The organism is Saccharothrix sp. HUAS TT1 (assembly GCF_040744945.1).
Taxonomy (GTDB): domain Bacteria; phylum Actinomycetota; class Actinomycetes; order Mycobacteriales; family Pseudonocardiaceae; genus Actinosynnema.
The window spans coordinates 1,532,946-1,545,125 of the sequence record NZ_CP160453.1 but is presented as its reverse complement, the minus strand read 5'-3'; the positions used below and the strand labels follow the sequence as shown (position 1 = coordinate 1,545,125).

The 12,180-nt window shown below is 74.5% G+C and carries 8 protein-coding genes; 5 read left to right on the top strand and 3 right to left on the bottom strand.

Annotation, left to right across the window (positions count from 1 at the left end; all coding sequences use genetic code 11):
- Positions 1 to 58: 58 nt before the first annotated feature.
- The 3 genes from AB0F89_RS07575 to AB0F89_RS07565 all read right to left on the bottom strand — a co-directional run bounded on the left by AB0F89_RS07575 (position 59) and on the right by AB0F89_RS07565 (position 6,800).
- Positions 59 to 3,436 (bottom strand): beta strand repeat-containing protein, encoded by a 3,378-nt coding sequence (locus AB0F89_RS07575; protein WP_367133948.1) that lies wholly within the window; start codon positions 3,434 to 3,436, stop codon positions 59 to 61.
- Positions 3,437 to 3,635: 199 nt separating this feature from the next.
- Positions 3,636 to 4,451, bottom strand: coding sequence for a hypothetical protein (locus tag AB0F89_RS07570; RefSeq protein WP_367133946.1), 816 nt, complete (start codon positions 4,449 to 4,451; stop codon positions 3,636 to 3,638).
- A gap of 168 nt (positions 4,452 to 4,619) precedes the next feature.
- Positions 4,620 to 6,800, bottom strand: coding sequence for a hypothetical protein (locus AB0F89_RS07565; protein WP_367133944.1), 2,181 nt, complete (start codon positions 6,798 to 6,800; stop codon positions 4,620 to 4,622).
- Positions 6,801 to 6,942: 142 nt separating this feature from the next.
- On the opposite strand from AB0F89_RS07565, the gene AB0F89_RS07560 reads away from it, so the two are divergent.
- From AB0F89_RS07560 to AB0F89_RS07540, 5 genes are all read left to right on the top strand, one after another.
- On the top strand, positions 6,943 to 8,133 hold the full coding sequence (locus AB0F89_RS07560; protein ID WP_367138753.1) for an AI-2E family transporter: 1,191 nt from the start codon (positions 6,943 to 6,945) through the stop codon (positions 8,131 to 8,133).
- 129 nt (positions 8,134 to 8,262) lie between these two features.
- Complete coding sequence (gene macS, locus AB0F89_RS07555; protein ID WP_367133942.1) at positions 8,263 to 9,405, top strand: MacS family sensor histidine kinase; 1,143 nt, start codon at positions 8,263 to 8,265, stop codon at positions 9,403 to 9,405.
- Complete coding sequence (locus AB0F89_RS07550; protein ID WP_367133940.1) at positions 9,402 to 10,052, top strand: response regulator; 651 nt, start codon at positions 9,402 to 9,404, stop codon at positions 10,050 to 10,052. Before macS ends, AB0F89_RS07550 begins: the two co-directional genes overlap by 4 nt.
- Before the next feature lie 3 nt (positions 10,053 to 10,055).
- On the top strand, positions 10,056 to 10,628 hold the full coding sequence (locus tag AB0F89_RS07545; RefSeq protein ID WP_367133938.1) for a DUF1707 domain-containing protein: 573 nt from the start codon (positions 10,056 to 10,058) through the stop codon (positions 10,626 to 10,628).
- 74 nt (positions 10,629 to 10,702) lie between these two features.
- On the top strand, positions 10,703 to 12,166 hold the full coding sequence (locus AB0F89_RS07540; RefSeq protein ID WP_367133936.1) for an SDR family oxidoreductase: 1,464 nt from the start codon (positions 10,703 to 10,705) through the stop codon (positions 12,164 to 12,166).
- Positions 12,167 to 12,180 lie beyond the last annotated feature (14 nt).

The window sequence follows — 12,180 nt, the reverse complement described above, 5'->3', positions numbered from 1 at the left end:
GCGCGCAGAAACCGGGCCCCTGGCGTGGAGTGCCAGGGGCCCGGTCGCGGGGGGTGGATCAGATGCGCGGCATCACGGTGGTGGTCTCCAGCGCGTTGAACATGCTGCGCGCGTCCATGTCGGCCAGCGCGGGAGCGCCCTCGGCGAACCGGGTCGGGCCGACGTCACCCTGCACCGGGTTGACGTTCAGACCGCTCAGCGACAGCGGCGGCACCATCGGCACGTCGGTGCGCGGCTGCGCCACACCGGGGACCGGCACCACGAACGGCAGCGGCGCCGGGGAGGCGATGGGCAGCGACGACAGGTGACGGCCACCGGCGGGCACGCCGGCCACCGGCAGGCCGTCCACGGCCGGGATCACCTGGGTGGCGTCGAGGTCGCCGGCCACCGGCAGGGTGCCGCCGAACGAGCGCTCCTCGTCGCCGTGCCGCACCGAGCGGTACATGCCGGGCACCGCGGACAGCGCGGTGGCGGCGGTGCGGGCCACGTCGGCGACCTCGGGCAGGCCGTGCTTGGCCTGCTTGGCCTGGCGGACCTGGCCCAGGCCGCCGAAGCGCGGCAGCTGGTCGCTGACGTAGGGCAGCGCGGTCACGGCGGGCACGACCGGCAGCTGCTCGGTCGGCAGCTCGGCCTTCGGCAGCAGCGTCCGCGGCGCGTCGAGGCGCGGCGCGTCCGGCTTGGGCAGCTCGGGCTTCGGCATGTCGGGCAGGTTCACGTCCGGCATGTCCGGCAGGTCGACGTCGGGCGCGTCCGGCAGGTCCGGCTTCGGCGCGTCGGGCAGCACGCGCTGGATCGGCGTGCCGCGCAGCTCGTCGAGGCCGGGCGTGCTCAGCGGCGCGCGGTGCGCCGGCAGCTGGCGCAGGATGCCCCAGCTCGGCAGCTCGGTGACCCGCAGCAGGCTGTCGATCCCGGCCGGGAGCTGGATGCCCCTGGTCGCGTCGGTGGCCCGCTGGTCATCGCCCTGGTCGTCGCCGGTCCGCACGTCGTTGCGGTCGTGCGCGTTCGCGGTGGCGGTGCCGACCACGTCCAGCGGGATGCCGAACACCCGGGCGAACGCCTCGGTGGGCGCCTCGAAGTCGTGCGCGGAGACCGCGCCCCGACCGGAGGTGGTGGTGACGCCGCCGGACTGGCTCTGCGACCGGCTGGCGGTCGCGGCGTCCGCGAGGCCGCCGACGGTCACGGCGTCGCCGTGCACCGACGGGGTGACGCCCGCGGGCGCGGTGAGCAGGTTGCCCGACCAGGAGCCGTCCTCGGCCGAGGTCAGGTGCTCGCCACCGGCGACCAGGCCGGTCTTGTTGTCGGTCTGCGACTGGCCGTTGCCCGCGGCGGTGACGGCGTCGCCGAACACCTGCAGCGGGACCGCCGGCTGCGCGCCGATGCCGTTGCCGGAGAACGAGGCGTCGTCGCCGGAGGTCTGCACGTCGCCGCCGGAGTGCGAGCCGAACTGGTTGCGGCTCTCCGACTCGACGTTGCTGCCCGCGCCGACCGCGCTGCCGAACACCTGCGGCGAGGACGCCTGGGGCAGCGAGAGCACGTTGCCCGAGAGCGAGCCCTCGTCACCGGTGGTGGTGGCCGTGCCGCCGGACTTGGAGTCCAGCTTGCTGTCGGTCCGCGACGAGCCGTTGCCGACGCCGACCACGGAGTCGCCGAACACCTGGGCCGGGTTCGAGGTGGGCACGTGCACGATGTTGCCCGACGCGGAACCGTGCTTGCCGTTGGCGTGCGGCGGGTTGCCGAGGTCGATTCGGGTGTCGCTGTCGGTCTCGGACGTCGGGTTGGCGACCACGCCGCCCGAGTTGCCGAACACCTGGCCGCCGAGGGCGGTCGGGGCGGACACCACGTTGCTGGACACCGTGCCGTTGTCGTCGACGCTGGTCGCGACCCGGCCCGAGTTGATGACCTTGTCCTCGGTGGCCCGGCCGGTGGGGGTGCCCGCCGCGCCGACGCCGTTGCCGAACGCCTCGGCGGGCAGGCCCACCGGCACCTGGCCGACGTTGCCCGAGCCGACCGCGTCGTTGCCGGTCGTGCCGTTGTAGCCGCCGGCGTCCGCGGTGACCGCGTTGCCGCAGTCCGCCTCGGCGATGCCGCCGCCGGTCAGGCCGTTGCCGCAGACGTCGGCCGCGCCGGCGGGCGGCAGGTTCGCCGAGTTCGCCGACAGCACGGACCGGTCGCCGTTGGTGTAGGTGTCGCCGCCCGCGACCGCGGAGGCCGCGTTGGTGTGCCGGGCGCTGGTGTTGCCCAGGCCGGACGTCGCGTTGCCCGCGCCGGAGACCGGCAGCGCGATCGGGGTGTCGGCGTAGTTGCCGGACAGCACGGCGTCCTGGCCCGCGGTGTAGCTGTCGCCGCCGGCTTCGGCGTCGTGGGCCATCGAGTTGTCGACCCGCGCGTTGCCGACGCCCGCCAGCGTGTTGTCGCCGGCCGAGATCGGACCGGCCAGCGCGGGCTGGACCACGTTGCCCGCGACCGTGCCGTCGTTGCCGGAGGTGGCGGTGTCCATCCACGTCGGGCCCTCGTCACGGCCGGCGCGGTGGCCGCCCGCGACCGAGGAGGCCCGGTTCTCGGTGACCGCGTCCGCGTTGCCCACCGCGCCGACGCCGTTGCCGGTGACCGCGACGACCGGGGCGAGGGGCGCGCCGACGACGTTGCCACCGCCGGTGCTGCGGTTGCCGGTGGTGGTCAGCGAACCGGACGCCTCGGCGTCGTTGGACGACCTGGCCTCGCTGTAGGAGTTGCCGCCCGCGGCGACCGCGTTGTTGGTCACCTGCGCGGGCAGCGCGCCCTGCACGGCGGCGATGTTGCCGGACAGCGAGCCGTCCTGGCCCGAGGTCCTGATGTTGTCGCCCGCGAGCGCGCTCTGCTCGGAGGTGGTGCGGGTCTCGGCGTTGGCCAGCGCGGCGACCGCGTTGCCGTTGACCTGGGGCGAGATCGCGGCGGCGCCGTGCGCCACGTTGCCCGCCAGGGGGCCGTACGAGCCGTCGGTCCTGATGTCGCCGGCGCTGGTGGCCGACTGCGTGCACAGGCCCTCGCTGTAGGCGTCGCCGGTCGCGGCGATCGCGTTGCCGCAGGCGCTGACCGGCACGACCACGTCGGCGTCGGCGGTGTTGCCGCGGGACACGCCCGTGGTGTCCACACCGGTCAGCCGCTCCTGCGCGGTGCGGACCAGCGGGTTGGCCGGGACGTCGAGGTCGCGGACCGGCATGTCCGCCGCGCTCGGCGTGGCGATCTCCTGGTGGATCGCGGGCAGGTCGTGGTTGCCCGCCAGGGTGCCCAGGTTGTTGTGGTCGACGTCGACCGGAACGCGGACCTTCGCGTCGAGCGGGTTCGGTTTCGCGTCGGGGTTGACGTTCTCCTGGGCTGAAGCGATGCCCGTGCCGAGCATCAGCAAACCACCCGTGACAAGTGCGGTCTGGAGACCGCGCTTGGCCCAGGTTTGCATGGGTTCTCCTTCTTCCGGTTTCCCTTGCGGGAGGTGAAGGGTGGTCGGACGCGGCGACCGCGTCGGAGATGACGACCACCCGGATCAGAGGGGGTGGGAAGCGCGGCATCTCGACCGGAGGGGGAGCGCACGCGAAGCGGCGCGACGGTCGATTACCGGGTCAGCTCGACGTTGAGCTGCCGCGGACCGCGCGCTGTGGTCAGTCGGGCGTGATGCCGGGCTGCTTGCCGGGCATCACGACGTTCCGCTCGGTGGCGGGCAGCAGGGCCCGGGCCACCGCGGGGTCGGTCTGGCCGGCGGAGCCGGCCGTGAACGGGCCGCCGCCGCCGGAGGAGGAGCCGGAACCGTCGCCACCGCAGGAGCAGTGGGCGGGCGCGCCGAGGGGCGCGACCGGCATCGACGGCAGCCCGGACGGGTCTCCCGGCAGGGAGGGGGCGCCGGTGTCGGACAGCGCGGTCACCGGCTGCCGCGGCGCGGCCTGCCAGGTGCGGCTGAACTTGTCGAACACCCCTTGCACCACCGGGGTACCGGCGGAAACCGGTACGGCGGTGGCGGCCGGGGTGGTCTCGGTGGCGCGCCGCGCCGCGGCCACGCCGACGACGTCCGCGCCCACCGGCTCGGGCGAGCGCGGCTGGAGCACCACGCCCACGTGCCCGACGGTGTCGCGGAGGTCGTCCGCGACCCGGCGCAGGTCCGGCCGGCTCGGCTCGGGCACCCGCGGCGCGCCCAGCGCCGCGTCGAGGCCCTGCACGGCCCGGCCGACCGGGGTCTCGCCGACCGGGGTCCCGCGGACCCCGGACAGCACCTCGACCGGGACGTCCACCGCACGGCCGGCGAGCGCGACGTCGGTGACCGCGTCGTGCTCGACCGGCGCCTGCGCGGAGGCCGCCGAGGTGGACAGCGCCCAGGCCGCGGCGGTGCCGGCCACGGTGCCGCCGACGACCAGCAGGGCCCGGGAGAGCAGCCGCCGAACGCGGCTCGCCCCCGTTCCCACTCGCTGGTCACCGCGCGACATCGCTGCTACCTCCGCCTAGAGCTCCGGGTTTCGCCGGCACCGTGATCGTGGTGATCAAGCCGACGACGAGAGAGTGCCAGTCGGTGCGGTCGGCGCGCACTCCTTCGACCGCTGGTTCGCCGGATCGTGTGACGGTGGCCCGGTGTCGCCCCGCACGGTTGCGGGTAGTCAGACCCGCTTGAGCACCCGGGCCGCGCCCGCGGCGGCCGTCGAGGCCAGGATCCAGCCGACCGCGATCAGCGTGCTGGAGATCCACTGCGAGGCGCCGGCGAACCGCCACTTGCCGTCCTGGCCCAGGTCGACGATCGGGATGAGCAGGTCCATCGACAGCAGCCACGCGTTCCACGACGGCGACTCGTCGTCGTTCAGCTTGGGCATCTCGTGGCCGAGGAACCAGAGCGCGCCGAACAGCCAGAACGCGGTCAGCCAGGCGATCGCGAGCCACGGCCGGTAGCCGTAGCCGACCGTCCAGCGCTGGAGGGCGCCCCACACCCGGCCCGCCACGCCCAGCTCCGAGTAGCGCCGGTGCTGCTTCTCCAGCTGCACGCGCTGCGCCAGCTCCTCCTCGCCGCCGTCGCGGTAGACCGCGGCCAGCTGCTCGTAGGGCCCCGGCGCGAAGTCCGGCTGCACCTCGCGCAGCCAGCGCAGCCGGGTGCGCACGTCGACGTGCGGCGCGGACGCGATCGAGCGGAACGTGAAGTCCTCCACGTCCACGCCGCCGGTCGCCGCCCACAGGCCGGGCCCGTCCAGCACGGTCGCCGCGGCGACCCTGGTCAGCACCACCCGGCCGACCGGGACCCGGTCCTCGGACAGCCGCAGCACGAGCTGGCCCACCGCGAGCCCGTAGGCGTTCAGCGCGATGTCGCTGCCCGGGCCGCCCAGCCGGGCGCCGGCGAACGTGGCCATCTTGCCGACCTCGGCCAGCCTGAGGCGCACGCCGCCCGAGGCGGTGAAGCCGTGGCTGCACAGCAGGTCCTTGCCGATGGTGGCCACCCGCGCGTCCAGCGACGGCTTGACCGTGCCGTCCGGCCGGCGGCGCGGCGCGAGCAGGGACGCGCCGGAGCAGTCGAGGGTGGAGCCGATCTCGGCGTTCTGCAGGCGCAGCGAGCCCCGGGCGCGCAGGTCGCGGAGGAACAGCGTGCCGCCGACCCGCAGCCGGTCGGCGAACAGCACGTCGATGCCGGGTCCGTGCAGCTCGACGCCGGACAGGGACGCGCTGCCGCGCACGTGCGCGTCGACCAGGCGCACCTGGCCGTAGGCCCGGAACGCGCCCTCGCGCTCGCCGGCGCTGTTGCGCGTGCCGCGCGCTTCGAGGTCGCCGCGGACCTGGATGCCGTCCGCGTGCAGGGCCACCGGGATGCGCTGGACCACCTCGCCGGTGTGGCCGGCCAACTCCTCCACCACGTCGCGGCGGCCGATCTCGGCGCCGGACAGCCGCAGGTAGCCGCCGATGTCGGCGTTGGGCAGCCGGACCGTGCCGGAGGAGGTGAAGCCGTCGTCCAGCTCGACGTTGCCCTCCACCCGGACGCGGTCGGCGACCAGCGCGGCGGCCTCGTCGGCGGTGCCGCGCGGGAGCACCAGGACCGGGTGGTCGACCACGCTGGCGCGCAGCCGGGCGCCGGAGAGCACGACGCTGCCGCCGACCCGCGCGCCGTCGAGCAGGATGCGGCCCTCGGCGGTGAACCGGCCGCCCTCGGCGTCGCAGAACAGGGTGCCCGCGATGGTGACGCCGGTGGCGTCGAGGGCGTTGCGGCCCGCGTTGAGCAGGCGCGCGCCGCCGAGGTGCACGTTGCCGCCGACGTTCGCGCCGCGCAGCCGCACCTCGCCGCCCGCGCGCAGCGCGACGGCCTGGAGCGAGCCGGACAGCCGGATGCGGGCGGCGAGCAGGGCGTGGTCGCCCGCCCGGCTCCGCAGCACCGCGCCAGCCAGCCGGAACGTGCCGTCGACCGAGGCGTCGGTCAGGTCGACCACGCCGTCGCTGGTGAAACCGGCCTCCAGCGCCAGGTCGCTGCCGATGCGGGCGTTGCGGCCCCACAGGCCGGGTACCCGGCAGCCGCGCATCCGCAGGCCGACCAGGCGGGCCATCCGGAAGTCCGGCGGCCGTTCGAACGCGCAGTCCAGGAAGTCGACCACCCGCTCGACGCGCGCGCCTTCGAGCGAGAACGAGCCGACGACGTTCGCGCCGACCAGCCGCAGGGCGCCCGCCCGCGAGCCGTCGGTGAGCAGGGACGCCAGCAGCTCGCCGCGGACCGTGCGCTCCCGCGCGGGCTTCCTCGGGTCGAACCGCAGCACGCGCCCGGCGGCGAACGCGGCGCGCACGGCGTCCTCGACGGTCCCCTCGGCGCTCACGTGCCGATCCGATCACCCGCGGCGCGGGTTCCGCCAGGGTTCCCGGAAATCCGAAACGTGGTGTCCGCCATGCGCCGCCGGCCGATCGCGCCGCTCGACCGGCCCACCGGGGGCGGTCCGGCGGGCTACCGTGATCGGCGTGATGGGGACGGAACGGAAGATCGCTGACAACGTGCCGGGGTTGCTGCGCGTGTCGGCGGCGCTGAGCTGGCGGTTCGTGGCCGTCGTGGCCGCTCTTTACGTGGTGTTCCACGTGGTCGGGTTCCTGGCCACCATCGTCATCCCGACCGGGATCGCCCTGCTGCTGGCCGCGCTGCTGTCGCCCGCGGTGTCCCAGCTGACCAGGGCGGGCATCCCGCGCGGGCTGGCCACCGGCGTGGTGCTGGTCGGCGGCATCGCGGTCGTCGGCGGCGTGCTGACGTTCGTCATCAACGAGTTCTCCAAGGGCCTGCCGCAGCTCCAGCAGCAGGTCGGGGCGAGCCTGGAGCAGATCCGGGACTGGCTGCGCGACGGACCGCTGCACCTGAGCGACGTCCAGCTCCAGCAGTACCTGGACGAGATCGTGAAGACCATCCAGGACAACCAGGCCGACATCACGTCGGGCGCGCTGACCACGGCGGCGACCCTGGGCGAGATCCTGACCGGGCTGATCCTGGCGCTGTTCACGCTCATCTTCTTCCTGCACGACGGCGACGGGATCTGGCGGTTCCTGGTCCGGATCGTGCCGCGCGACGTGCGCGACCGGGCGGACGTGGCCGGGCGGCGCGGGTTCGCCTCGCTCGTGTCGTACGTGCGGGCCACCGCGCTGGTGGCGGTGGTGGACGCGGTCGGCGTCGGCATCGGCCTGTGGATCGTGGACGTGCCGCTGGTCGTGCCGCTGTCGGCGCTGGTGTTCCTCGGCGCGTTCATCCCGATCGTCGGCGCGGTGATCACCGGCGCGGTGGCGGTGCTGGTGGCGCTGGTGGCGGTGAGCCCGGTGGCGGCGCTGGTCGTGCTGGCCATCCTGATCGGCGTGATGCAGCTGGAGAGCCACGTGCTCCAGCCGCTGCTGCTGGGCCGCGCGGTGAAGCTGCACCCGCTGGCCGTGGTGCTGGCGATCACCACCGGGTTGGTGGTCAGCGGCATCGCGGGCGCGCTGCTGGCGGTGCCGCTGCTGGCGGTGCTGAACTCCGGGATCAGGTCGCTGCTGTCGCAGTCGGACAAGGGTGTGGAGCCGGCCCGGGTCGACGTGCTGGAGCCGCAGGAGAGCGGGCCGGTGGACACCGGCGGCGACCGCGTCGAGGACGTGGACGACACCGAGGAGCCGACCGCGGACCACAGCGGGCGGCAGTAGGGCTCGGGCCGTCTCGACCGGGCCGCGGGGCCGCGGCCCTTCCGCAGGTGTCGGTATCGGAACAGACGTGCGCCCGGGGGTCGGTCGGGCCGCTCCGACACGGCAAGATGGCCGTGAAAGGAGCACACCGTGCGCACAAAGCCATCCGACCGGGGGACGTCGGTGCTGGAGGACCCGGTCGCCCACCTCTGGCGCGGAACCGTCGCGCTGCGCGTGGTGACGTTCCTGTTCGCCCTCGGCAACGCGGTCGTCAACCACGGCGGGTACGAGCGGCCCTGGCTGGCGTGGGCGGTGATCGCGGCGATGGCGCTGTGGTCGGTGTTCACCATCCAGGCGTACAGCCGGGAGGACGGGCGGCGGCCGTGGGTCGTGGTGGCCGACCTGGTGGTGGCGTGCGGCCTGATGTCCCTCTCGCCGCTGATCATGACGGACGCCCAGTTCCTGTACGACGTCCCGCTGATCACCACCATCTGGGCGTGCGGGCCGGCGGTGGCGGCGGGCGCGCTCGGCGGTCAGGTCGCGGGCGCGGCGGCCGGGTTCGCCGTCGGGCTGAGCACCTACCTCAACCGCGTCGAGCTGACCGTGGACCTGGTGCGCGACGTGGTCCTGCTGACCGGCGCGGGCTTCGTGGTCGGCATGGCGTCGACCACCGCGCGCCGCTCGGCGGTGCGGCTGGCGCAGGCGTTGCGGACCGAGGCGGCCACGGCGGAGCGGGAGCGGCTGGCGCGCTCGATCCACGACGGCGTGCTCCAGGTGCTGGCCAGGGTGCGCAAGCGCGGCCTGGAGCTGGGCGGCGAGGCGGCCGAGCTGGCCGAGCTGGCCGGTGAGCAGGAGGTCGCGCTGCGGTCGCTGGTGGCCGCCGCGCCCACCGAGTCCACCCCGGGCGGTGACGCGGACCTGCGGCCGGCGCTGCAGCTGCTCGCGTCGTCCCGGTTCCAGGTGTCCACCCCGGCCACCAGGGTGATGCTGCCCGCCTCGACGGTGTCCGAGCTGACCGCCGTGGTGCGCGAGGCGCTGTCCAACGTGGACAAGCACGCGGGCGGCGAGGCGCGGGGTTGGGTGCTGCTCGAAGACCTCGGCGAGGAGGTCGTGCTCAGCGTCCGCGACGACGGTCCGGGCATCCCCGAGGGCAGGCTGGCCTCCGCCGAGGCCGAGGGCCGGATGGGGGTGGCCCAGTCCATCCGGGGCCGGGTCGAGGCGCTGCGTGGGACGCTTGAGCTGCAAACGGGGCCGGGGGAGGGCACCGAGTGGGAGGTTCGAGTCTTCAGATGAGCGTTTCCGTGATGGTGGTGGACGACCACCCGCTGTGGCGCGACGGTGTCGCGCGCGACCTGGCCGAACGCGGCTTCGAGGTGGTCGCGACCGCCGGCGACGCCGCGTCGGCGGTGCGGATCGCCCGCGCGGTGCGGCCGGACGTGGTGCTGATGGACCTCAACCTGGGCGAGACGACGGGGGTGGAGGCGACCACGGTGATCACCGGGTCGCTGGAGGGGACCAGGGTGCTGGTGCTGTCGGCCAGCGGCGAGCACAGCGACGTGCTGGAGGCGGTGAAGGCGGGCGCGTCCGGCTACCTGGTGAAGTCGGCCTCGGCCGAGGAGCTGGTGGAGGCGGTCAACCGGACCGCGGCGGGCGACGCGGTGTTCACCGCGGGCCTGGCCGGGCTGGTGCTCGGCGAGTACCGGCGGATGGCCGCCACGCCGGACGAGGACAAGCCGCAGCTCACCGAGCGGGAGACCGAGGTGCTGCGGCTGGTGGCCAAGGGGCTGACGGCGCGGCAGATCGCGAACCGGCTGGTCATCTCGCACCGCACGGTGGAGAACCACGTGCAGTCCACGTTGCGCAAGCTGCAGCTGCACAACCGCGTCGAGCTGGCGCGGTACGCGATCGAGCACGGGCTCGACGTCGAACCGGAGGGCTGAGCCATGACCGACCCCAGGGACTTCCGGGTGTCCGACGCGGAGCGCGAGCACGTCGTCGGGCTGCTGCAGAAGGCGATCGGCCGCGGGTTGATCACGCTGGACGAGTTCACCGAGCGGACCGACACCGCCCTGGCCGCGCGCACCCGGGGCCAGTTGAACGCGGTGCTGCTGGACCTGCCGGGCATGGTGCACGACGAGCAGGTCCTGGCCGCCGCGCAGGACCGCCAGGAGCTCAGGTCGACCATGTCGACGGTCAACCGCAAGGGCAACTGGACGGTGCCGCGGCAGCTGGTCGTGCGCAACCGGATGGGCACGACGGACCTGGACTTCCGCGAGGCGTCCATCCCGCACGCGGTGGTGGACATCGAGCTGGACGTGACCGCGGGCTCGGTGAAGCTGCTGCTGCCGGACGGCGCCACGGTCAACGCCGAGGGGGTCGAGCTGGCCGCGAGCAACCTGAAGGACAAGGTCGGCACGGGGCTGAACGGCCGCCCGCACTTCGTCGTGCGCGGTCAGGTGCGCGCGGGCAACGTGGAGATCAAGAAGAAGAAGCCCCGCTGGTTCCGGCACGCGTGACGGCCGAGGGCCGGGCGGCCACCGCCGCGTGACGTCGTCCTGCGCGTCGGCGCGCGGCCGACGATGATCGTGCTGTGCACTGCCTCGTCACCGGAGCGACCGGCTACCTCGGCGGACGGCTCGTGCCCCGGCTGGTCGCGGCGGGCCACCGGGTCAGGTGCCTGGTCCGCGACCCCGGCAAGCTGCGCGACGTGCCGTGGGTCGACCGGGTCGAGGTGGTCCGCGGCGACGTGCTCGACCCGGCGACGCTGGGCGCGGCGATGCGCGACGTCGACGTCGTGCACTACCTGGTCCACTCGCTGGGCGACCCGGACTTCACCGACGCGGACCGCCGCGCGGCCGAGAACACCGCCCGCGCCGCGGAGGACGCGGGCGTGCAGCGGATCGTCTACCTGGGCGGGCTGCACCCGCCCGGTGTGCCGCTGTCGCCCCACCTGGCCTCGCGCAAGGAGGTCGGCGACGTGTTCCTGCGCGGCTCGGTGCCCGCGGTGGTGCTGCAGGCGGCGGTGATCATCGGGTCCGGGTCGGCCAGCTTCGAGATGCTGCGCTACCTGACCGAGCGGCTGCCGGTCATGGTCGCGCCGCGCTGGGTGCGCAACCGCGTCCAGCCGATCGCCGTGCGGGACGTGCTGCGCTACCTGGTCGACGCGGTGCGGCTGCCCCCCGACGTGAACCGCGCGTTCGACATCGGCGGGCCGGACGTGCTGACCTACCTGGAGATGATGCTCCGGTACGCGCGGGTGGCCGGGCTGCGGCCGCGGCGCGTGCTGCCGGTGCCGCTGCTGACCCCGCACCTGTCCGCGCACTGGGTCAACCTGGTCACGCCCGTGCCGCGCTCGATCGCCGCGCCGCTGATCGAGTCGCTGGTGCACGAGGTGGTGTGCCGGGAGCACGACGTCCGGGAGCTGCTGCCGGGCGAGAACACCGGCTACGACCGGGCGGTCGGGCTGGCGCTGGCGAAGGTCCGCGACGCCGACGTGGAGACCCGCTGGTCCGGCGCGTCGGTGCCGGGCGCGCCCGCCGACCCGCTGCCCACCGACCCGGACTGGTCCGGCGGCTCGTCCTACGTGGACGTCCGGGAGCGGCGGACCGCGGCCACGCCGGACCGGCTGTGGCAGGTCGTGGAGGGCATCGGCGGTGAGCACGGCTGGTACTCGTTCCCGCTGCTCTGGGCGGTGCGCGGGTGGCTGGACCGGCTGGTCGGCGGGGTCGGCCTGCGCCGCGGGCGGCGCGACCCGAGGCGGTTGCAGGTCGGCGAGGCGCTGGACTTCTGGCGAGTGGAGGAGATCGACCGGGGCCGGCTGCTGCGGTTGCGCGCGGAGATGCGGGTTCCCGGACTGGCGTGGTTGGAGCTGCGGGTCGCGGCGGAGGACGGCGGCGGGTCGACCTACCGGCAGCGGGCGGTGTTCGTGCCGCGCGGGTTGGCCGGGCACGTCTACTGGTGGCTGGTCTGGCCGTTCCACGGGCTGGTGTTCGGCGGCATGGCGCGCAACATCGCCTGTGAAGCTGAACTTACGAGTGAATTCAGAAAGTCCTGATGGACTGCACAAGG